The organism is Billgrantia zhangzhouensis (genome assembly GCF_021404465.1).
In the GTDB taxonomy this organism is placed as follows: domain Bacteria; phylum Pseudomonadota; class Gammaproteobacteria; order Pseudomonadales; family Halomonadaceae; genus Halomonas; species Halomonas zhangzhouensis.
The window spans coordinates 56,706-77,935 of sequence record NZ_JABFTT010000018.1 but is presented as its reverse complement, the minus strand read 5'-3'; the positions used below and the strand labels follow the sequence as shown (position 1 = coordinate 77,935).

Genomic DNA, 21,230 nt, shown 5'->3' with positions numbered 1-21,230 from the left:
CCGGCAGGGGCGCGCTTCCCTGCCGGTCGCTCGAAGTCTTGGGGGGATCTACCTGAACTTTGCTTGGCTTTCGCGTACGCTTGGCCCTTTCATGTGATTACGGAAGCCAAGATGTTCCCACTACGGTCATGCCGCGCAGTCTCGCTCAGCCTGCTTCTCCTCCTCGCGACCCTGCCGCCCGCGATGGCTGCGTCGCTGCCGCCTCCCGAGGGAGACGTTCTGTTGCGTGTGACGGGCAACATCGAGCATCCCAACGTCGGCGACGAGCTGCATCTTGATCGTGAAATGCTGATGTCGCTTTCGCCTCGGGTAATAGAGACGAGCACCCCCTGGACGGAGGGGATCGGGCGCTTCGAAGGACCGCTGCTGCGTGCCGTGTTGGAAGCGGCCGGTGCTCAAGGCGAGCAGGTGCGGGTTCGGGCACTGAATGAATACGAATACGAGGTGCCGGTAGCGGACTTCCAGGACTATGACGTCATCCTGGCCATGACGCGTAACGGCGAGCCCATTGCCGTGCGCGACCTGGGGCCGATGTTCGTGCTTTACCCTTTCGACGAACATCCGGAACTGCTCAACGAGACCATTCGTCATCGCTCGGTCTGGCATGTGGGCGCGCTGCATGTGCCATGACGCTTCGCGGCAGCGAATTCGATGTATGAGGCGCTGAGCATGCTGCATTATCCGCTGCGCTTGAAGCTGGGAGCGATAGCGGCCCTGCTGTTCTTCACCGCCGCCCTGGTGGTGGTGGGGCTGGCCGCGTGGCGCCAGGAGGAGCTCCACCACAGTGTGGTCGGCGATGCTGCCTGGCACGCCTACAAGCTTGACCGCGACATCATCCAGTTGCGCAGCGACCTGGCGTGGCGAACCGGCAATGCGCAGTCCCTCGAAGCGCTGAAACTGCGCTTCGATCTGATCTATAGCCGTATCAACTTGTTGCAGCGAGGCGACGTCAACCAGCTCCTGGAGAAAGTGCCCCTGGCCAAACGGCTTTTTCCAGACCTGATAATGTTGATGAACGATATCGACGTCCTGCTCGACGAAATCGTGCAGTTGGGAGATGGCGAGCGCTTGGTGCTGTCCGATCGCCTGGAGCGGGTCGGGGGACTGACCGAACAGCTGATCATCGCTATCAACGGCCATCTTGCCGAGGCGGCGACCCGGGATCGGGAAGTGCTGCAGACCCTTTATGCCGTGCTGCTGGCCCTGATTCTGGCTATGAGTCTGGCCGCCATGCTGGTGGCTGTCTTTCTCGTGCGCGAGGCGCGCGACAACGCCGAAGCCCGTCGTTCGCTGGAATCGCTCAGTCGTGAGCTGCAGGCCACCGCGCAACGGGCCGAGGCTGCCAGCCAGGCGAAGTCGGAGTTCCTGGCAACGGTCAGTCATGAGATCCGCACGCCGCTCAACGGGGTCATCGGCATGAGCGACCTGCTCCTGGATCAGCCGATCGATCCGCAATCGCACGAATACGCCCGTACGCTGCACGTGAGTGCCGCGCGCTTGCTGGAGTTGATTAACGACATTCTCGATTTCTCCAAGATCGAGTCGGGCAAGCTGGAGCTCGAGCGGCGCCCGCTGCGCTTGGCGACGTTGATCGGCGATGCCTGCCGGCTCTTCACCCCGCGCGCCCAGGCCAAGGGGCTCGAGCTGGTGGCCCATGTGTCGTCGTCGTTGCCCGAGCAACTCATGGGGGACCCCGCACGGCTACGGCAGGTACTACTCAACCTGCTCTCCAATGCCATCAAGTTCACCGAGCATGGCGAAGTACGCGTCGAGGCGACACTGAGCGCCGAAGGTCGGTTGAATCTGGCGGTCTGCGACACTGGCCCCGGTATCGCCGAGGATCAACAGGACTGGCTCTTCGAGCCGTTTCGCCAGGGCGATGCATCGACGGCGAGGCGCTATGGCGGGACGGGACTAGGACTTGCCATCAGCCGACGCCTGACCGAGGCCATGGGCGGTACCATCGGCGTCGATAGTCAGCTCGGCCAGGGGAGCCGCTTCTGGATCGAGTTGCCACTGGAGTCGACGCATGGCGAACACGAGCCGGAGCTACTCGAGCCGCCGGTTCCGGAAACCGACGTGAGCGGCAGGGTACTGCTGGTCGAGGACAATCCAATCAACCAGCAAGTGGCGGTGGCGATGCTGGAGCGACATGGCTGCGAAGTCGCTGTCGCCGACAGCGGGAGCAAGGCGCTGCAGCTCGCTGAGCGGGAAAGCTTCGACATGGTCTTCATGGACGTTCAGATGCCTGGCATGGACGGCTTGGAAACCACGCGCCGCTTGCGGCAGGCCGGCGGCCGAAGCGCTCGGATACCGATCGTGGCGATGACGGCGGGTGGCCCTGGAGCGGAGCGGGAGCGCTGCCTGGCCGCCGGCATGACCGATTATCTGGTGAAGCCGTTGCGTCGACGTGAACTGGCGGCCGCGTTGCGGCATGGTCTGGCTGGCGCAGCCCGGCCCGCAGAGGCTGGCACCGATGCGGTTGAGGAGAGTCCGGATGACATCGTGGATGAGAGGGTACTGGACGAGTTGCTGGAGTCGCTTGGGGAGAAAACGCTCGCTGGACTGTTCGCCGTGCACCGCGAGCAGTTGCAACAGCATGCCGAGAACCTGCAACTGGCGCTGGAGCAGGATGACATAGCTTCGCTGGCGGTTGGCGCGCATCGCCTCAAGGGCGAGTCGGGAAGCCTCGGTGGGCGTCGTCTAGCCGGCATTGCCGAGCGTCTGGAGCGTTTTGCGCGCAGTGAACGGCGCGACGAAGCGGCTCTCGAACTCCGGCTCCTGCAGGCCAGCATTCCCGTGACGATCGAGGCGATGGAGACATGGCTGGTGAACCGCTAGAGGCCCGCCTGAGCCGGCCTCTAGCGGATATTGCCAGGACGTACGCCGTGATGCCGCGTTCAACGGCTTCGACGTAGCACCGTAAGATTGCCTCTTAGGCCTCGGGCTCGATCCGATAAAGGCCGCCATCGCTCTCGTCGGTGAGTACGTAGAGCAGGCCGTCCGGTCCTTGACGCACGTCGCGGATACGGCCCAGCTCGTTCTCGAACAGCACTTCCTCGTGAGCGATTTCCTCTCCCTCCAATACCAGGCGATGAAGGCGTTCGGCATACAGGGCGCCGACGAACAGATTGCCTTGCCAGGCAGCGAACTCGTCGCCGGTATAGAAGGCTAGTCCCGAGGGGGCCAGGGTGTCGTCCCATACGTGTACCGGGGGTGTGACGCCGGGTGCCTCCTCGCCGATGCCGATGAATTCGTCGGTGGAGTATTCGCGGCCGAAGGCAACCTGAGGCCAGCCGTGGTTGTTGCCGGCCTCGGCGATATAGAGCTGTTCGCCACCGCCCGAGGGGCCGTGATCGATGGCCCATAGCGCCCCGGTTTCGGGGTGCAGCGCCAACCCTTGGTTGTTGCGGTGGCCGTAGGAGAATATCTCGGGGCGAAGGTTACCGGGATCCACGCCGACGAAGGGATTCTCCTCATGGGCGCCGCCATTTTCGTTGAGACGAATGATCGAACCGCCCGGATCGGTGAGATCCTGGGACGGATAGCGGATACCACGATCGCCGATCGAGAACATCACGCTGCCGTCGCCGGGAAAGACGATGCGCGAGCCATAGTGGCGACCGGGAGCGGTGCGCGGTACCTGGGCATAGAGTGTCTCGAGGTCGGTGAGTTCACTGCCGTCGTCGCTCAGGCGGGCGCGGGCCAGTGCCGTGCCGGTGCCGTACTCCTCGTCGCCCATCACCGAGTCGTCGTCGCCGGGACTGGAATAGGTGAAGTAGATCCAGCCGTTGTTTGCGTAATCGGGATGCACGGCGACATCCAGCAGGCCGCCCTGGTTGCCACCTTGGGGAGCAGTGAGCTGATCTTCGTCGGTATCGATCTTGGGCAGGTTGCCGACCTCGGTCACCTCGTCGCCGTCGACCAGATACAGACGGCCCGGGCGTGCGGTGATCAGCATCCGCTCGTCCGGCAGCCAGGCGACGGCCCAGGGGTGTTCGATACCGCCCACCACCTGAGTCACGGTCAGAGTGGCCTCTTCGCTTTCCACGCTGGAGGCCATCTCTTTATTGGTGACCTGGACGTCGGCGTGAGCGAGTCCGGTGAATGCCATGCTGCCAGTTACGGCGAGGATGAGCGGGGTGCGCGTAAAGCGCGGATGAGAAGGGGATCCGTATAGCCTCATGTCGCATTGCTCCTTGCAGGCGAGACAGGGGGAAGCGACGCCGTGAAGCGCCGACCCTAGCCAGCGTAGGAAAACCCACCGGGCTCCTCAAGTTGAGCGCTGGGCCAATGAGGAGGCGTTTCTCCCTCCAAAGTACCGTCTTGGCGAGACCTCACCAATGCTTTACTGAGGTTGCCGTCGCCCATCGGCGTGGTGCCGTTGTGGGGTGGCGAGGTGTCGAGATGATCAAGAACTTCAACCAGGGCAGCCTACTACCAAAGACTCCTTCGATGCCTCCAAGGGAGATAGGGTGCTTTCCTGCAGGCTATCTACACTGCGATCAAGGCTGGCCAATACCGCCAGGCGAGCGGAACCAGGGCAGCCACTCTCGGCACCCGTTCGCAATACCGAGACGCAGGGCGAGCTACGGCAATCCGCCATCCAGCTGAGCAACGACAACGTCATCCAGGAGCTAGCATCATGATATACGCCAATCCCGGTCAGTCCGGTTCCGTCATCACTTTCGAGTCACGCTACGGCAACTACATCGGCGGTGAGTTCGTACCCCCGGTGAAGGGCCAGTATTTCGACAACGTCAGCCCGGTCAACGGCGAAGTGTTCTGCCAGATTCCGCGCTCCACTGCCGAAGACATCGACAAGGCGCTGGATGCCGCCCACGCCGCCGCTCCCGCATGGGGCAAGACCTCTGCCACCGAGCGCAGCAACATCCTGCTCAAGATGGCCGACCGCATCGAGCAGAACCTGGAAATGCTGGCCGTGGCCGAGACCTGGGACAACGGCAAGGCGGTGCGCGAGACGCTCAACGCCGACCTGCCTCTGGCTGTCGACCACTTCCGCTACTTCGCCGGCTGTATTCGCGCCCAGGAGGGCACGGCGGCCGACATCGACGCCAACACCGTCTCTTACCACTTCCACGAGCCGCTGGGCGTGGTGGGGCAGATCATCCCGTGGAACTTCCCGCTGCTGATGGCGGTGTGGAAGCTGGCCCCGGCGCTGGCTGCCGGCAACTGCGTGGTACTCAAGCCCGCCGAGCAGACCCCGGCCTCAGTGCTGGAGCTGATGAAGCTGGTTGGCGATCTGCTGCCGCCGGGCGTAGTCAATGTGGTCAACGGCTACGGTGCCGAGGCGGGCCAGGCGCTGGCCACCAGCAAGCGCATCGCCAAGATCGCCTTCACTGGCTCCACCCCGGTGGGTGCGCACATCCTCAAGTGCGCTGCCGACAATATCATTCCCTCCACCGTGGAACTGGGCGGCAAGTCACCCAACATCTATTTCGCCGATATCATGGACGCCGAGCCGGAGTTCATCGACAAGGCCGCCGAGGGCATGGTGCTGGCGTTCTTCAACCAGGGCGAGGTGTGCACCTGCCCGTCGCGGGCTTTGATTCAGGAGAGCATCTACGAGGCCTTCATGGTCAAGGTCATGGAACGGGTCACCAGGATCAAGCGCGGCAATCCGCTGGATACCGACGTTCAGGTCGGCGCCCAGGCCTCCCAGGAGCAGTTCGACAAGATCATGTCCTACATGGACATCGCCCGTGAGGAGGGCGCCGAGTTCCTCACCGGCGGCGACAAGGAGAGCTTCGATCCGGCCTACGACAAGGGCTACTATTTTCAGCCGACCCTGCTCAAGGGGCACAACAAGATGCGCGTCTTCCAAGAGGAGATCTTCGGCCCGGTGGTGGCGGTGACCACCTTCAAGGACGAGGCAGAGGCGCTGGCCATCGCCAACGACACCGAGTTTGGCCTTGGTGCTGGGGTGTGGAGCCGCGACATCAACGTCGCCTTCCGCATGGGGCGCGGCATCCAGGCCGGCCGAGTGTGGACCAACTGCTACCACCAATATCCGGCGCATGCCGCCTTTGGCGGCTACAAGAAGTCCGGTGTCGGCCGCGAGACCCACAAGGTGGCGCTCGAGCACTACCAGCAGACCAAGAACCTGCTGGTCAGCTATGATATCAATCCGCTCGGCTTCTTCTGAGCCAGCGTGCAGTAAACATGCCGCCCAGGCCGGGCGGCGTCCCTCCTCTTTTTCGAGAGTGGCCCACCACTCCAGGCCCTGGCGATTGCGTTGATTCCGTCGCTCGGCAACTGCCGTCCGACACGACAGGAGATAAGGAGAGCAAGGCTATGAACAAGACGATGAGAGCCGCCGTGGTGCGCAAGTTCGGCGAACCGCTGGCCATCGAAGAGGTCGAGGTACCGCGTCCCGGCCCCGGTGAGGTGTTGGTCAAGATCGCCGCCTCCGGCGTGTGTCATACCGATCTGCATGCCGCCCACGGCGACTGGCCGGTCAAGCCCAACCCGCCTTTCATTCCCGGCCACGAGGGCGTGGGTCACGTCGCCGCCATCGGCGCCGGGGTCAAGCACCTGAAAGAGGGCGACCGCATCGGCGTACCCTGGCTGCACTCCGCTTGCGGCCACTGCGAGCACTGCCTGGGAGGCTGGGAAACCCTGTGCGAGTCGCAGCAGAATACCGGCTATTCGGTCAACGGCGGTTTCGCCGACTACACCCTGGCAGTGGCGGATTACGCTGGTCACCTGCCGGACAACGTCGGTTTCGTCGAGGTCGCCCCGGTGCTGTGCGCCGGCGTCACCGTCTACAAGGGACTCAAGGTCACCGACACCCGTCCCGGTCAGTGGGTGGTCATTTCTGGCATCGGCGGGCTAGGCCACATGGCAGTACAGTACGCCAAGGCCATGGGGCTCAACGTGGCCGCCGTCGACATCGACGACGCCAAGCTGGCACTGGCCGAGCGCCTGGGAGCCAGCGTCACCGTCAACGCGGCCAAGACCGACCCGGTGGCCTATCTCAAGAAGGCCATCGGTGGCGCCCACGGCGTGCTGGTCACGGCGGTGTCGCCCAAGGCCTTCGAGCAGGCCCAGGGCATGGTGCGCCGCGGTGGCACCATCTCACTCAACGGCCTGCCGCCCGGTGACTTCCCGCTGCCGATCTTCGAGACCGTGCTCAACGGCATCACCGTGCGTGGCTCCATCGTCGGTACCCGCCAGGACCTGCAGGAGTCGCTCGACTTCGCCGGCGAGGGCAAGGTCAAGGCCACGGTGAGCACCGACCGATTGGAGAACATTAACGACGTCTTCCAGCGTCTTCACGAAGGTAAGATCGAAGGCAGGGTGGTACTCGATCTGGCCAGCTGAAAGATTGCTCTCTTGTCGCCTGAGCTGGCGGCGTTCAGGTGCGACCCAGGTCGCGCCTTTATTTCAGCTGGTTTGGGCCTTGCCGACAGACCCGCTAGCATGGACGAACATCCGTCCAAGCCACCGACGAGGAGAGAGTCGCCATGTGGCATCAGCAGGAACTGCGCCTGGCGCCGCGCTCGCACGGCTTTCACCTGATCACCGACGAGATAGCTGGGGGGCTGGAGAAGTTGAGTGAGGTGAAGGTCGGCTTGCTGCACCTGCAGTTACTTCATACCTCGGCCTCGCTGACGCTCAACGAGAACGCCGACCCGGACGTGCGTCACGACCTTGATGCCTTCCTGCGCGAGCGTGTCCCGGGGGATCTTCCCTATTTCCGCCACACCCTGGAGGGGCCGGACGACATGCCCGCCCACGTCTGCGCTAGTCTGCTCGGCACCCAACTGACCCTGGCGGTGCGCGATGGCCGCCTGGCGCTGGGCACTTGGCAGGGCATCTGGCTCGGCGAGCATCGCGACCATGGCGGGGCGCGGCGGCTGATCGCCACGCTGCAGGGCGAGTAGCGCGCTTCACGTGGCCGGCGCGGCCAGCAGCCAGCGCTCGGCCAGCCGGCAGGCCTGGGCGAGCTGGCGCACGGCGGCCAGGCGCCCGGTCTGACGCTTGACGCCGGCACGCTTGAGCTTGAGCACCATGCGCGCCGGCATGCCGATGAAGATCAACCCCACCTGGCGTGTGCCCAGCTCCTCGACCAGTGACTGCAAGGCGACAATGGCCGTGGCATCCAGGCTCGGTACGTCGCGCATGTCGAGCATCACCACGCGTACTTCGGGGTCCACCACCCGCAGCGAGGAGATGGCCTTCTCCGCGGCGCCGAAGAACAGCGGCCCGTTGATGTCATACAGCGCCACCTGGCGGGGCAGGTCGCGGCTTTCGTCGTCGCTGTCGGGTACGAGGCGACGGGCGTGGGTCAGGTGTGCCATGCGGCGGATGAACAGCGCCGCGGCGAGGCCGATGCCCACCGCCACCGCCAGTACCATGTCGAACACCACCGTGAGCAGGAAGCAGATCACCAGAATGGCAACGTCGCTTCCCGGCGCGCCCTTCAGGGTATGCAGGAAGTGGCGTGCCTCGCTCATGTTCCAGGCGATGACGAACAGCAGGGCGGCCAGCGCCGCCATTGGCACCAGGGCGAGTACGCCGGCCAGTGCGACTACCGCAAGTAGCACGACCAGGGAGTGAACCACTGCGGCCAGCGGGGAGAAAGCACCGCTGCGTACGTTGGTGGCCGTACGCGCCAGCGCTGCGGTGGCGGTGATGCCGCCGAAGAAGGGTGCGGCGATGTTGCCGAGCCCTTGGCCGATCAGCTCGGCGTTGGGGTCGTGGCGGGTACGAGTCAGGCCGTCGGCCACCACCGCGCAGAGCAGCGACTCGATGGCGGCCAGCATGGCGATGGCCAGTGCCGGCCCGAGCAGCTCGCGGATCAGGGCGAAATCCACCGTGAGTGGCGTACCGTCCGGCCCCGGCAGGTGCCAGGGCAGCACCAGGCCGGGGGCGAAGGGGGGAATGCCGCTGCCGGCCTGACCCAGGTGCTCCCAGTGGAAGCGCGAGGCGATGGTCTCGATCTCCACGCCCAGCGGAGCGATGGCGAGCGCCGCCAGCGTGCCCACCGCCAGCCCGACCAGCGGGGCCGGCACCGGCAGTTGCAAGCGTGGCCACAGAATCAGCGTGGCCAGTGTCACCAGGCCCACGCCGAACTCGGCCGGTGCCAACCCCGGGGCGGCACGAACGATGGCGGCCAGGTTGTGCAGCGTACTGTCACCCAGTACGACGCCCTCGAGCCCGAGGAAGTCGGGCAACTGCAGCAGGGCAATCACCACGGCAATACCGGCGGTAAAGCCGAGCACCACCGGATAGGGCACGAACTGGATCAGGTTGCCCAACCGTGCCAGGCCCAGCGCCACCAGGATCAGCCCCGCCATCAACGTGGCGATCAGCAGTCCGCCGAGCCCATGGCTGGCAACGATGGGGAACAGAATTACCACGAAGGCGGCGGTAGGGCCGGAGATATTGAATCGCGAGCCGCCAGTGAGCGCGATAATGGCACCCGCCACGATGGCGGTGTACAGGCCGTGCTGTGGTGGTACGCCGGTGGCGATCGCCAGCGCCATGGAGAGTGGCACCGCGACGATGCCGATGGTCAGCCCGGCCAGCAGATCACGCTTGAGTTCGGCCAGCCCATAGCCTTGGCGCCAAGCGGCAAGCAGGGCGCTACCAGGCAGCGGGGGCCGGTAGCGGGGGGAGGGTCTTGAACGAGCCATGGCGGTACCAAACGCTGAGCGAAGTCACGATAACGTTACTCCTGCATATTGCGTTGTCGCAAGGCGGCCAAGGTCGATGATGGATGAAAAACGGCGACACCCGAAGGGTGCCGCCGTGACGAGGCTTGATGTGCCGGTCAGGCCGAGCTGGCGGCTGCCGGGGGGTCGCCCACTGCGCCCGGCATGGCCTGAACGCTACCGTCCTGGCCGGCCAGGGCCAGGAAGTGCAGGTGGCGCTCGTATTCCGAGAGCACGTCGGCGATCACCTGGCCGCGGGTGAAGCCGTTGAGATCCTTCTCCTGGCCGCCTTCCGCCAGATAGACGTCGAGCCGCACGTAGTAGTCATCATCCGCCGGCAGGAAACTCGGCGTGCGCATGCGATGTGGGCAGACCTGATAGACGAAGCTCGCCGCATTCTCCAGGTCGACCTGCAGGGTCAGGCTGGGCAGCAATTCGCCTTCGAGCGGCTCCTCGGTCACGTTGGCCTCCTGGCCACGGCTCTCGAGCTCCTGGGCGAACTGCGTCAGCGCCGGGCGGATGGCATGCTCGATAGTGGCGGCGGCACCCGCACGGTTGGAGGTATCCAGGGCGCGGTCGAGACGCTCGCGCCAGTCGCCGCCCGGAGCGGTGCCGGCAATGCGGCGACGCGCCTCGGCCTTGCTGCCTTCCAGCTTCAGTGCCTGGTACATGCCCAGCATGATGGCAAATATCACCAGCGAGAAGGGCAGGGCAGTGATCACCACGGCACTCTGCAGTGCCGCCAGACCGCCAGCCATCAGCAGGGCCACGGTCACCAGGCCGATCACCACTGACCAGAAGATGCGTAGCCGGATCGGTGCGTCGTGGTTGACATCGGACAGGATCGAGGTGAAGTTCGCCAGCACCAGCGCACCGGAGTCCGCCGAGGTGATGAAGAAGACAATACCGAGAATGGTCACCACTGCAGCCGTGATGCCCGCCCAGGGGTAATGTTCGAGCAGCGTATACATGGTGGTTTGCGGTGTGTTCAGCGCCTGTTCGCCGAGCTCGACGATGCCCTGGTTGGCCACCAGTTCGATACCGCTGTTACCGAAGACCGACATCCACACCATCATGAACGCCAGTGGAATGCCCAGTGCCCCGGCCACGAACTGGCGAATGGTGCGCCCGCGCGAGATGCGTGCCAGAAACAGGCCGACGAAGGGCGTCCAGGCGATCCACCAACCCCAGAAGAAAATCGTCCACCACATCTTCCACTCGTTGGCCTCGTCGCCGGCGAAGGCATAGGTATCGAAGCTCTTGGCAACGAAGGTCGAGAGATAGTCGCCGGCATTGTTTACCGCCATGTCAAGCAGTCGCAGGGTATGGCCCTGGAACAGCACGAACAACAGCAGCGCCAGTGCCAGCAGCATGTTGAACTCCGACAGGCGCCGAATGCCCTTCTCCACGCCGCTGACCACCGAGATGGTCGCGAGCACCACGACCAGGGCGATCAGGATCACCTGCACCGAGAGGCTCTCTGGCACGTCGAACATGTAGGCCAGACCGTAGTTGAGCTGCATCACGCCGATGCCGAGGCTGGTAGCGATGCCGAACACGGTGGAAATCACCGCGGTGATGTCCACGGCGTTACCGATGGAGCCATGAATGCGCTTGCCCAGCAGTGGGTAGAGCGCGCTGCGAATGGCCAGCGGCAGGCGATGACGGTAGCTGAAGTAGGCCAGCGCCATGCCCATCAACACGTACAGCCCCCAGCCGGACAGCCCCCAGTGCATGAAGGTCTGCACCACGGCGTAGCGCATCGCTTCCTGGCTCTCTGGAGTGAGGTCCGGTGGCGCCAGGTAGTGAGCCACCGGTTCGGCGACGCTGAAGAACAAGAGGTCGATACCGATGCCTGCGGCGAACAGCATCGCTGCCCACGACAGCGTCGAGAATTCCGGTCGGGAATGATCGGGGCCCAGCCGGATGCGGCCGAAGCGTGACATGCCGATGGCAATGACGAAGACCAGATAGGCCAGTACCGCCAGCATGTAGTACCAGCCGAAGGTTTCACTGACCCAGGCCAGGCCGGCATCGAAGAAGGCGCCGGCCTGCTCGGTGAAGGCCATGGTAAGAACGAGAAAGACCAGGATGCCGGCCATCGATCCGTGGAACACCACGGGATTGAGCCGGTCGCGTCGCTCGTTCGAGGACAGGTTCTGCGTCATGCGGTCGAACTCCTTTCCGAATGAGTGAACCTTCCCGCCTGCTCCTTGCCGAGACGTGCTGAGGATTGTTCCTCACAATCGAAAGCACGCCTGAGGTCTGCCCCATGTTTCAGACCTGACAAGACCGTCGACGACTATCGAGGCCGAGAGAATCGCGTAAATGCCGCGGGAGTGGGGTGACGGTGTCAGGGCTGACGACTTCAAGGCGGAAAGTCGCTCTTATTTTTGAATGAACGTTCAAATAAAATACGCGTTTTGTGGGAGCCCTTCAACTCTGCGTTAACAGATCCGGACAAAACGTTAACTGAACATAGGAGAAGCCGCTTGCGCCCATCTGATGTCACCAGACTTCGTTCCTCACCCCGCCCATGGCGATGTCGGCCTTTTACCTCAAGGGCATACAGCTGGGCGATATTTTCATCGGTATCGCGCGGTTCCTGCTGATGGTGTTCGTGGCCATGTTCATTCTCTACATGGTGTCGGGCATCGTTCTGGCTGCCGGGCGTGCTCTATGACTGGGTCTTTCGGGATGGCATGAAACGCAGCGGGCCCGGCGTGTGCCGGGCCCGCTGCGTATTTCCGGACGTTCGATCAGCCGCGCTGACGTTCGCCATGAGGCTTGCCGTGGCCCTTGTGGTGGCGGGGCTGCATGAAGGCTTCGAGGGCTTCGATCTGCTCTTCGCTGAGCACCTCGCCCAGAGCCTCGCGATGTTCGTCGCGCAGAGATTGCCAGGTTTCGCGGCGCTCTTCGCGGGAGTCGAAGCTCTGCTCGCGCAGCTCCCGCATGTCGGCGTAGAGGGCTTCGCGCAGCTCGGCCAATCGCTCGCGCTCCTCGTCGGAGAGCTCCCAGCTGTCGACCAGTGTGGTCAGACGCTCCTGCATGCTCTGACGACGCTCACCGCCGCGCTCGGCATGGCGCTCCTGGCGCATCTCACGCTTGGCCTCGCGCAGAGCGTCACGCTGCTCCTCGTCGAGGATCTCGTCCATGCGCTCGCGGTGCTGCTCGTGCAGCTCACGCAGTGCCTGCATGTGTTCGCTGTGGGCATCCTCCAGGGCGCTGCGGGCCTCCTCGTCGAGTCCGGCGCGCTCGAACAGTTCTTGGCGGCGCTCCTCGAAGCGCTCCTGGCGCTGCTCGTGCCAGCCGTCTTCACCCTGTCCGGGGGCGGCGACGGCCGCCAGCGACATGGGGGCGATGGCCACGGCGAGCAGGGCGGGCAGCAGCAGGTTTCGGGTGGTGGTACGGCGCATCTCGGTCACTCCTTTGCGTGGGGGATGCTGGCAGTGTCGTAGGGCGCTGTGCAACCAACTTGCAGAAAACGTGAAAGAAGCAAGGTCACTCCTCAGGTTGGTACTTGTAGCCGACGCCATAAACCGAACGGATGATTTCACGTTCGGGCCAGACGTCACTGATCTTGCGCCGCAGTTTCTTGACGTGGCTGTCGACGGTGCGCTCGGAGACGATGCGGTGGTCGCGGTACATGCGATCCATCAGTTGGTCGCGGGTGAAGATACGTCCCGGCGACTGCATCATCACCTTGAGCAGTTGATATTCCACGGCGGTGAGACCCAGGTCCTGGCCGTCGGCCAGCGCACGCCAGCCATCGTCGTCGAGCGCCAGGTGGCTGCCGGCGATCGCGGCCGGATCGCGCAGCGCCTGGCTGCGGCGCAATACCGCCTTGACTCTGGCGACCACCTCGCGCGGGCTGAACGGCTTGCAGATATAGTCGTCGGCGCCGAGTTCCAGGCCCAGCAGGCGATCCACTTCCTCGACCCGTGCCGTCAACATGATGATCGCCACTTCCGGCCAGCGCTGGCGAATCTCGCGGCATAGGGTGAGCCCGTCGGTACCGGGCAGCATCAGGTCGAGCAGTACCAGCGACGGTAGTTGCTCTTCGTCGTTCTGTTCCTGCAGCCAGGACAACACCTGGTCGCCATGGTCGATATGCCAGGTGGCGTAACCGCTACCTTCAAGGTAATCGGCGACCAGGCGTGCGATCTTGGGTTCATCCTCGACGATCAGCAGGGTGTCACGTGGAGTTTCGGCGTCGTGCATGGGCGGCTTTCCTTATGTTCGCTCATCGGCCGCAAGAGCGGGGAACTCGATAGTCCAGCATAACCCACCCAGCGGGGAGGGTGAGGCCTGCATGGTGCCGCCATGGCTCTTGACCAGGGCATTGGCAATGGAAAGTCCGAGGCCGCTTCCGCCGCTGGCGCGGCTACGTGAGCCCTCGACCCGGTAGAGCCGCTCGGTGAGTCGCTCGAGCGCGGTCTCGGGCACTCCCGGTGGGCTGTCCTGCCAGATGACCCGTACCTGGCTGCTCGTAGCCACCAGCTTGACTTCCAGTTGCCCCGGCGAGGTGGTGTAGGCGCAGCTGTTGTCGAGCAGATTGGTCCACAGCTGGCGCAGGCGGCGGGAATCGCCACGCATCCAGGCCGGCCCCTGTATCGAGGTGGAAAGCGTCATGCCGCAATCGGCGAGCCAACCGTTGGCCTCCTCGAGACGTGAGGTCAGGCTCGCCGCCAGATCGAGGGGGGCGAGCTGCACCTCGAGCGCGCCGGCATCGCTTTGGGAGAGCAGGCGCAGGTCGGCCACCAGCCGCTCGAGCTGGCCCACTTCCTGCGAGAGTGAACGCAGGTTGTCCTCATCGAGTGGGCGGATGCCGTCCTGCATGGCCTCGATCTCGCCGCGCAGCACCGCCAGCGGTGTGCGCAGTTCGTGAGCGATGTCGGAGACCCAGCGGCTACGCGCCTCGCGGCTGGCTTCCAGCGTAGCCGCCAGCATGTTGAAGTCGCGCGCCAGGCGCGAGAGCTCGTCTCGGCCGCGCTCCGGCAGCCGTGCACTGTAGTCGCCCTCCATCAGGCGGCGGGTGGCCAATGCCATGCTGCGGGTGCGCCGCCCCAGCCACCAGGCCAGACCGCCGGCCAGCAGCAGCGAGGCCAGGCCCAGGGCGCCGACGATGATACCCAGGTTGCGCTGCTGGCGGGACAGGAAGATGCGGTCCATGCGTGCCATCAACTGCTGTGGAGGACGATAGCCGAGCGTGCCGATTCGTTGGCCATCGTGCTCGATGGGCAGCCACTCGAGTTCGGCGGCAAGCTCCCTGTCATCCGGGGGCAGGCCGATTACCGGCAAGCCCTCGGCGTCGTGCAGTACGAAGTCGCGAGGGTCGCCCAGGCGGCGCTCGATGCCGTGGGGCGGTCGGTCGCCGGGCCACAGCTGCCGGTGCACCAGGCGCTTCCAGGCCGGCGGCGAGTCGCGCAGCCATTGCCAGTCGCCGCGACGTGCCCACTCCTCGGCCAGACCATCGGCGAGGGTCTCGGCGCGGCTGGTCTGGGTAGTTTCGAGGTACTCGAGAAAGCCGCGGTCGAGGCTGCGCGACACCGCCAGGAAGACCAGTCCGGCGATTGCCACGTTGACCGAGAGGATGATGACGAACAGTTTGACGCCCAGGTGCGAGAAGGGCGGACGGGCGAAGCGTGGCCTCATCGGATCGGCTCCTGGGTAGAGTGGGCGTTGCTCTGGTGCTCCCATCGTTCGCGCAGACCCTCCAGCATGAGATAGAGGCAGGGTACCAGTATCAGCAGGATGAGGGTGGCAAACAGCATGCCGAAGCCCAGCGAGATGGCCATGGGGATCATGAACCGCGCCTGGCGCGAGGTCTCGAAGATCATCGGCGCGAGGCCAAGGAAAGTGGTCAGGGTGGTCATCAGGATCGGCCGAAGGCGGCGGGTCGCCGCGGCGACGATGGCCTCGCGGGCGCCGAAGCCTTCACGCCGTCGCCGGTTGGCGTAGTCGATCAGCACCAGGGCGTCGTTGATCACCACGCCGGAGAGCGCCAGCATGCCCATCAGGCTGATTACCGAGAGGCCGAAGCCCATGATCGCATGACCGGCCATGGCGCCGATGATGCCGAAGGGAATCGCCGCCAGTACCAGCAGCGGCTGCAGGTAGCTGCGAAACGGGATCGCCAGCAGCGCGTAGAGCGCAATCAACGTCAGCCAGGTGGCCTGGCTCAGTGCCGAGACGTTGTCGGCAGTCTCCTGCTGGCGGCCGCCGAGGGTCAACTCCAGCCCCGGCCAGGCCGCCTGCAATGCGGGGAAGACCTCTGCCTGTAGGGTGGCGATTACCTGGTTGATCTGCGCGTCGCTGTCGGTGTCGGCAGTGACGCTGATCTGACGCCGGCCGTCGAGACGCTCCAATGTGGTGGCGGCACGCCCCAGGTGGATCTCGGCGATCCGCTCGAGCGGTACCTCCAGGCCATCTGCGGTGCGGATCGGCAGCCGGTAGAGATGCCCCAGGCTGTCGCGCTCTTCTCCCGGCAGGCGCACCTCGACGCTGATCTCGTGGCGCCCGACGAACTGCTCGACGGCGGTAACGCCCTGCAGTGGGCCGCGTAGCTGGGCAGCCAAGTCGGCCCCGGTGAGCCCCAGGGCGCGACCTTCCGGCGACAGGCGCAGTTCGAGCTGCGGCTTGCCGTCGGCCAGGCCGCTGTCGATATCGGTCAGGCCGTCGAATTCGGCAAGCTCGTCGGCGAGTCGGGTAGCGGCGGCCTCCAGTGCGCGGCTGTCGGGATGCGACAGGCGCAGGGTGAGCCCGGCGCCGGCACCCGGACCGCCGAAGTCCGACTCGAAGCGCACCGCCTGGGCACCGAGGACGTCGCCGGCTTCCTCGCGCCAGGCCCGCGCCACGCGTGAAGGTGGCCAGGCGTCGAGGCTGGCGCGCTCCAGCGTCAGTCGCACGTTCAGGCGGTCGCCGTCGATCTGGGCTCGGGTATCGCTGAAGCGTGGGCCGTCGTCACGTTCGGTGAGCGCCGTGGCGGCATCCAGCAACTGGTCGCGAATGCGCCGGTCCTCGGCGATGGGGCTGCCCACCGGCAGGGTCACCGTGGCCTGGACCCGGTCGGACTCCACTCGCGGCATCAGCGAGAAGCCCATGCGACCGCTCAGGCTCCAGGCGATGGCTAGGGTGAGTACGGCAATCGCCAGGCTCACGGTCAGCAGGCGCAAATCGAGGGCACGCTGCAGGAACGGCTCGAAGCGCTGCTGGGTGAAGTGGGCCAGCCCATCCTGAAGTGTACGGCGCAGGCGGTCCAGCGGCTGGAACCAGGGGCGCGGCTCGCGACCGCCGGCACGATGGGCCAGGTGGCCGGGGAGAATGAACAGCGCCTCCAGCCACGACACCAGGAACACCGTGACCACCACCAGCGGCACCACGGCGAAGATCATGCCGAGGAAGCCCGGCAGGAACAGCAGTGGCAGGAAGGCGACGATGTTGGAGAGGATGGCGAAGGTGATCGGAACCGCCATTTCGCGCGCGCCGCGCACCGCGGCCTCGCGCAGGGAGTGGCCCTGCTCGCGGTAGCTGTGGATGTTCTCGCCGACCATGATGGCGTCGTCAACCACGATGCCCAGCGCGATGATGAAGGCGAACATCGACATCATGTTGATCGACACGCCGAGCCACGGCAGAAACAGCATGGCGCCGAGGAAGGCGGTGGGAATGCCCAGCGTGACCCAGAACGCCAGGCGTGCCTCGAGGAACAGAGCCATCAGCACCAGCACCAGGGCCAGGCCCAACCAGGCATTCTTGAGCAGCAGGTCGAGACGGTCGCGGTAGATCTCGGAGCTGTCCTGGGACACGCTCAGGCTGACCCCTTCGGGCAGACCGGCACGCAGCCGCTCGAGCTGGGCATGCACCGCGTCGGAGATACCGATCGGCGTCTGGTCGCCGATCTGATAGACCTCCAGGCTCAGCGCCGGAGCGCCGTTGAACAGCACCTCGCGATCGCTCTCGGCGAAGCCGTCGTCGACCCGGGCGATGTCGCCCAGGCGCAGCTGGCTGCCGTCGGCGGTACCGACCAACGGCAGCTCGGCGAATTCTCGGGCCTCGTCGCGCCGTCCCTGATAGCGGATCAGCCATTCCCCCTCGGCGGTGGCCAGCCGGCCACTGGCGAGATCCAGTGCTTCGTCGGCGATGCGAGAGGCCAGGCCGCGATGGTCGAACCCATGGCGATGCATGGCCTCGGCATCGAGTAGCACCTGGATCTCGCGCTCGCGATTGCCCGACAGTTCCACTCGCGAAATGCCGGGGGATGCCTGCAGCTCGGCGCGCAGCTCCTCGGCGACGTCATGCAGCAGCCGTTCGCCGACCCAGCCATGGACCTGCAGGCTCATGACGCTGCGCGAACGGCCGGCAAGACTGAAACGCGGCGGGTCGGCGGCGGCAGGCAGGTTGGTGATGGCATTGATCGCCTGCTGAATGTCCTGATAGGCGCGCATCACGTCGACCCCGTCGATCAGGGTCAGAGAGACACGCCCGGCCCCTTCGTTGGCGGTGGCGGTCATCTCGTCGATGCCGTCGACATCGGCCAAGGCCGCCTCCATGGGCAGCAGCAGGCTGCGCTCCGCTTCTTCGGGCGTGGCGCCGGGATAGCCGATTGCCACGTGGACGATCTCCAGCTCGAAATCGGGGAAGACCTCTTTCTTGATCGTCAGCGAGGCCAGCAGGCCGCCAACGATCAGCAGTACCATCAATAGGTTGGGGGCGACACCGTGATGGACCATCCAGGCGATGGGGCCGCGACGCATCATGAGCGGCGCTCCCCGTGCTCGGTACGTTCGCCGGCTGGACGTTCGCGGTCGGCGATGCGTGGCCGCAGGCGCATGCCTTCGCGCGGCTGGCCGAGCTGTGACGTCACCACGCGTTCACCCTCCTCGAGGCCGGCACCGACCAACACGCGCGTCTCGCCGCGATGCACCACCTCCACCGTACGGCGGCGCAGGCGCTCCTCGTCGTCCAGCACCCACAGCAGGTCACCCGGGCGCAGGGCGGCGGCCGGAACGACGAACAGCCCCTCTTGGGGCCGGGCGTCGAATTCCAGGCGCACTACATCACCCAGGCGCAGGGCGGGGGCACCGCTCACGAGACCCAGGGGGTCGTCGACCGCCACCAGCAGTTGGGCCTGAAGGCCCTGCTCCTCGAGCGACGGCAGCATGGCGATCACCTCGCCGTGACGCGCCGCGTCGCCGGGCCAGGTGCGCGATGTCAGGCGCACCTGGCTGCCGGGGCCGTTGGCATCGGCGGATGCGAGCCAGTCGAGTGCCGCACCGGGTAGCGAGACACGCACCCAGAAACGCGAAACATCGACTAGGTGGATGACCTCGGTACCGTTGGCCAGCATGCTGCCGGCACCCAGCAACTGGGCCTGGACCATGCCGCGCCAAGGTGCTGTGAGGGTGGCTCGTTCGAGATCCAGCCGTGCCCGGTCGCGGGCGGCCCGGGCACGTTCCACTTCCGCCTGGGCCTGACGCAGCTGTGGCTCGCGCAGTACCAGGGCGCGGCGCTCGGCGGAAAGCTCGCGGCCAAAGCTACGATATTCGGCTTCGGCGCGCTGCTGCTCGCCACGCTCCATGGCCAGCTGTGCCTCGGCCTGTGCTAGTGCCGCCTCGGCTTCGCGCAGGGCCAGATGCAGATCGCTGTCGTCCAGGCGCGCCAGCGGCGTGCCGGTCTCCACCACGCGGCCCGGCAATGCCTCAGGAGTGAATTCGAGTAGCTCGCCGGCAACCCGGCTGGCCAGGCGCGCCTCGCGCTCGGCGACGACCCGGCCGAAGCCGTGCAGCTCCGGGGCGGCCGCCTGCCGCTGTGCCAGCACCGTGTCGACCAGCGGTGCCGGGACCTCTGCCGGTGCCCTACGCTCGATACGGGGCGGTTGCGAGAGCAGCCACCAGGCACCGGCCGCTCCCGCTGCCAGAACCAGTACGGCAAGCAAGGCAACTAAAGAGAAACGACCGCGTTGACGGGTGGCAGCGCCGCTGCGGGAGGGTGGGGAAAGCGATGAAGAGGCTGGCATCGAAGACTCGCGACGAAGAGTGAGCCCCGGCAGCATCGCGCAAGGCGATGCAGCCAATGGTCACAAAGCGTGCAAGCAGTGTGCAAGCGGGCCCGACAGGTAGCTCAGGGGCAGGTTTCGCCCAGCATCAGCTCGGTGCCCAGCAGGCGTGAGTGGCCCGGCTCCAGGCCCAGGATCATGCGTGCCGCAAGGCGCCCCTTGTCGCTGCTCTCCTGACGTGCCGTGGTCAGCCGGGGCGCCCGGTATTGCCCTTCGGCAATGCCGTCGAAGCCGGTCAGGCACAGGTCGTCGGGAATGCGTAGGCCACGCTGCTCGGCGAGCGTCAGGGCGGTCAGGGCGATACGGTCGGACATGCACAGTAACAGGTCGGGCCGCTCGTCGTCGGGAAGGTCGAGGATCTCCTCGAGCACCGGTTCGCAGACCCGGAAGGTGTTCTCCTCCACGTTCCACATGGGGATCCGGTCGGTGTCGAAACCGTGCTTTTCCAGGGCGCGATGAAAGCCTGCCAGGCGTGAACGGGTAATGGTCAGTTCGGCTGGCAGCAGGGTGTGCTTGGGGTCGATGCGACCGTTGCACGGCTCGCGGGTAAGACGCAGGTTGACGATGGCCGGGCGCTTGCGCGGGGTGGCCGTCAGGGCATGGTCGGCAATCTCGAAGCAGGCCGGCTCGTTATCGACGTGAACCGAAGGGTGGCCCGAGACGTTGAAGTCGACGGCGACCAGCGAGGCGTTGAGCGGCAGCGAGTCGAATAGCTCCTCGGAAGGCATCATGCCGTAGACGATGAAGCCATCGGCCATGCTCGCCGAATCGACCAGTTGACACTTGGCCTGGCGTGCGGAGAGCAGCAGTAGGGTATGGCCCTGGGTGTCGAGAACCTCGGCCACGCCCGAGAGAAATTCGCTGGAGACGGCGTCGTTGAGGCTGTAGGTGAGACTCTCTGCCAGGATCACCGCGATGATCCGCGAGCGCCCGGTGCGCAGGCTGCGCGCCTTGGCGTCGGGGCCGCGAAAGCCCAGTCGTTTGGCCTCGGCGAGGATGCGCTCGCGCAGGTTGGGCGAGAGCTGATCCGGGCGGTTGAAGGCATTGGATATGGTGGCGGTGGAGACGCCGAGCTCGCGGGCCAGGTCCTTGAGCGTGATACGGCGGGCCGGTGGCGACACGATGATTTTCCTGCTAATGAGTACGGTGTCCAGCATACCGCCCCGACCATGGCCGGGACAGTCCCGCCGTCGATTTTTGTGACGATGCCACGGCCTCAGGCCACGGCTAGCGTCGCCTTGAGCGGCAGCGCCCGGTTGCCGTTATCGAACAGATGGACGTGCCCGGGGGCGGGCGCCAGCGCCACGCGCTGGCCGACCGACCAGCGTGTGGGGGCTTCGCCACGCTGGATCAATAGCGTGTCGCCCGCCTTGGGTTCGAGATAGACGTAGACCTCGTTGCCGAGATATTCGACGTTGGCGATCTCGAACCCTTCGCTGCCCTGGGCCTCGGCCAGACGCAGGTGCTCGGGACGAATGCCCAGCATCAGCTCC

Annotated in this window: 16 protein-coding genes; 6 read left to right on the top strand and 10 right to left on the bottom strand. The window is 65.5% G+C overall.

Features of this window, described 5'->3' with window-relative positions; all coding sequences use genetic code 11:
* The first annotated feature begins 228 nt into the window (after window positions 1–228).
* A complete protein-coding gene (locus tag HOP51_RS19410) occupies window positions 229–630 on the top strand; it encodes a molybdopterin-dependent oxidoreductase (RefSeq protein ID WP_234275545.1) in 402 nt (133 codons plus the stop codon).
* Between the two features lie 39 nt (window positions 631–669).
* Window positions 670–2,841, top strand: coding sequence for an ATP-binding protein (locus HOP51_RS19405; RefSeq protein WP_234275529.1), 2,172 nt, complete (start codon window positions 670–672; stop codon window positions 2,839–2,841).
* Between the two features lie 94 nt (window positions 2,842–2,935).
* On the opposite strand, the gene HOP51_RS19400 is transcribed toward HOP51_RS19405, so the two are convergent.
* Window positions 2,936–4,186, bottom strand: a complete 1,251-nt coding sequence (locus tag HOP51_RS19400; protein WP_234275528.1) for a PQQ-dependent sugar dehydrogenase — start codon at window positions 4,184–4,186, stop codon at window positions 2,936–2,938.
* A gap of 459 nt (window positions 4,187–4,645) precedes the next feature.
* Between HOP51_RS19400 and exaC the strand changes: the two genes are divergently transcribed.
* The 3 genes from exaC to HOP51_RS19385 all read left to right on the top strand — a co-directional run bounded on the left by exaC (window position 4,646) and on the right by HOP51_RS19385 (window position 7,907).
* A complete protein-coding gene (gene exaC / locus HOP51_RS19395) occupies window positions 4,646–6,166 on the top strand; it encodes an acetaldehyde dehydrogenase ExaC (RefSeq protein ID WP_234275527.1) in 1,521 nt (506 codons plus the stop codon).
* A 149-nt stretch (window positions 6,167–6,315) separates the two neighbouring features.
* On the top strand, window positions 6,316–7,344 hold the full coding sequence (adhP, locus tag HOP51_RS19390) for an alcohol dehydrogenase AdhP (RefSeq protein ID WP_234275526.1): 1,029 nt from the start codon (window positions 6,316–6,318) through the stop codon (window positions 7,342–7,344).
* 143 nt (window positions 7,345–7,487) lie between these two features.
* The gene (locus tag HOP51_RS19385; protein WP_234275525.1) at window positions 7,488–7,907 is read left to right on the top strand and encodes a secondary thiamine-phosphate synthase enzyme YjbQ; all 420 of its coding nucleotides are present in this window, start codon (window positions 7,488–7,490) and stop codon (window positions 7,905–7,907) included.
* Between the two features lie 6 nt (window positions 7,908–7,913).
* On the opposite strand, the gene dauA is transcribed toward HOP51_RS19385, so the two are convergent.
* The gene (dauA, locus tag HOP51_RS19380; protein ID WP_234275524.1) at window positions 7,914–9,662 is read right to left on the bottom strand and encodes a C4-dicarboxylic acid transporter DauA; all 1,749 of its coding nucleotides are present in this window, start codon (window positions 9,660–9,662) and stop codon (window positions 7,914–7,916) included.
* 137 nt (window positions 9,663–9,799) lie between these two features.
* A complete protein-coding gene (gene betT / locus HOP51_RS19375; RefSeq protein WP_234275523.1) occupies window positions 9,800–11,848 on the bottom strand; it encodes a choline BCCT transporter BetT in 2,049 nt (682 codons plus the stop codon).
* Window positions 11,849–12,222: 374 nt separating this feature from the next.
* On the opposite strand from betT, the gene HOP51_RS19370 reads away from it, so the two are divergent.
* Window positions 12,223–12,363, top strand: coding sequence for a hypothetical protein (locus HOP51_RS19370; protein ID WP_234275522.1), 141 nt, complete (start codon window positions 12,223–12,225; stop codon window positions 12,361–12,363).
* 76 nt (window positions 12,364–12,439) lie between these two features.
* Here the strand turns inward: HOP51_RS19370 and HOP51_RS19365 are convergent, their stop codons facing one another.
* From HOP51_RS19365 to HOP51_RS19335, 7 genes are all read right to left on the bottom strand, one after another.
* Window positions 12,440–13,096, bottom strand: coding sequence for a hypothetical protein (locus HOP51_RS19365; RefSeq protein ID WP_234275521.1), 657 nt, complete (start codon window positions 13,094–13,096; stop codon window positions 12,440–12,442).
* An 85-nt stretch (window positions 13,097–13,181) separates the two neighbouring features.
* Window positions 13,182–13,901, bottom strand: a complete 720-nt coding sequence (locus tag HOP51_RS19360) for a response regulator (RefSeq protein WP_234275520.1) — start codon at window positions 13,899–13,901, stop codon at window positions 13,182–13,184.
* Between the two features lie 12 nt (window positions 13,902–13,913).
* Window positions 13,914–15,335 (bottom strand): ATP-binding protein, encoded by a 1,422-nt coding sequence (locus HOP51_RS19355; RefSeq protein ID WP_234275519.1) that lies wholly within the window; start codon window positions 15,333–15,335, stop codon window positions 13,914–13,916.
* On the bottom strand, window positions 15,332–18,439 hold the full coding sequence (locus HOP51_RS19350; RefSeq protein ID WP_234275518.1) for an efflux RND transporter permease subunit: 3,108 nt from the start codon (window positions 18,437–18,439) through the stop codon (window positions 15,332–15,334). Before HOP51_RS19350 ends, HOP51_RS19355 begins: the two co-directional genes overlap by 4 nt.
* The gene (locus tag HOP51_RS19345; protein WP_234275517.1) at window positions 18,436–19,698 is read right to left on the bottom strand and encodes an efflux RND transporter periplasmic adaptor subunit; all 1,263 of its coding nucleotides are present in this window, start codon (window positions 19,696–19,698) and stop codon (window positions 18,436–18,438) included. Before HOP51_RS19345 ends, HOP51_RS19350 begins: the two co-directional genes overlap by 4 nt.
* A 104-nt stretch (window positions 19,699–19,802) precedes the next feature.
* Complete coding sequence (locus HOP51_RS19340) at window positions 19,803–20,858, bottom strand: LacI family DNA-binding transcriptional regulator (RefSeq protein ID WP_234275516.1); 1,056 nt, start codon at window positions 20,856–20,858, stop codon at window positions 19,803–19,805.
* A 95-nt stretch (window positions 20,859–20,953) separates the two neighbouring features.
* Window positions 20,954–21,223: a TOBE domain-containing protein gene (locus HOP51_RS19335; RefSeq protein WP_407061824.1), complete on the bottom strand. Its 270-nt coding sequence runs from the start codon at window positions 21,221–21,223 to the stop codon at window positions 20,954–20,956.
* Between the last annotated feature and the right edge of the window lie 7 nt (window positions 21,224–21,230).

What these genes read in the sequence shown, in the direction of transcription:
- HOP51_RS19405 (WP_234275529.1), top strand. Translation starts at nt 670, where the DNA reads ATGCTGCATTATCCGCTGCGCTTGAAGCTGGGAGCGATAGCGGCCCTG.
- HOP51_RS19400 (WP_234275528.1), bottom strand. Translation starts at nt 4,186, where the DNA reads ATGAGGCTATACGGATCCCCTTCTCATCCGCGCTTTACGCGCACCCCG.
- exaC (WP_234275527.1), top strand. Translation starts at nt 4,646, where the DNA reads ATGATATACGCCAATCCCGGTCAGTCCGGTTCCGTCATCACTTTCGAG.
- adhP (WP_234275526.1), top strand. Translation starts at nt 6,316, where the DNA reads ATGAACAAGACGATGAGAGCCGCCGTGGTGCGCAAGTTCGGCGAACCG.
- HOP51_RS19385 (WP_234275525.1), top strand. Translation starts at nt 7,488, where the DNA reads ATGTGGCATCAGCAGGAACTGCGCCTGGCGCCGCGCTCGCACGGCTTT.
- dauA (WP_234275524.1), bottom strand. Translation starts at nt 9,662, where the DNA reads ATGGCTCGTTCAAGACCCTCCCCCCGCTACCGGCCCCCGCTGCCTGGT.
- betT (WP_234275523.1), bottom strand. Translation starts at nt 11,848, where the DNA reads ATGACGCAGAACCTGTCCTCGAACGAGCGACGCGACCGGCTCAATCCC.
- HOP51_RS19370 (WP_234275522.1), top strand. Translation starts at nt 12,223, where the DNA reads ATGTCGGCCTTTTACCTCAAGGGCATACAGCTGGGCGATATTTTCATC.
- HOP51_RS19365 (WP_234275521.1), bottom strand. Translation starts at nt 13,096, where the DNA reads ATGCGCCGTACCACCACCCGAAACCTGCTGCTGCCCGCCCTGCTCGCC.
- HOP51_RS19360 (WP_234275520.1), bottom strand. Translation starts at nt 13,901, where the DNA reads ATGCACGACGCCGAAACTCCACGTGACACCCTGCTGATCGTCGAGGAT.
- HOP51_RS19355 (WP_234275519.1), bottom strand. Translation starts at nt 15,335, where the DNA reads ATGAGGCCACGCTTCGCCCGTCCGCCCTTCTCGCACCTGGGCGTCAAA.
- HOP51_RS19350 (WP_234275518.1), bottom strand. Translation starts at nt 18,439, where the DNA reads ATGATGCGTCGCGGCCCCATCGCCTGGATGGTCCATCACGGTGTCGCC.
- HOP51_RS19345 (WP_234275517.1), bottom strand. Translation starts at nt 19,698, where the DNA reads ATGCCAGCCTCTTCATCGCTTTCCCCACCCTCCCGCAGCGGCGCTGCC.
- HOP51_RS19335 (WP_407061824.1), bottom strand. Translation starts at nt 21,223, where the DNA reads ATGCTGGGCATTCGTCCCGAGCACCTGCGTCTGGCCGAGGCCCAGGGC.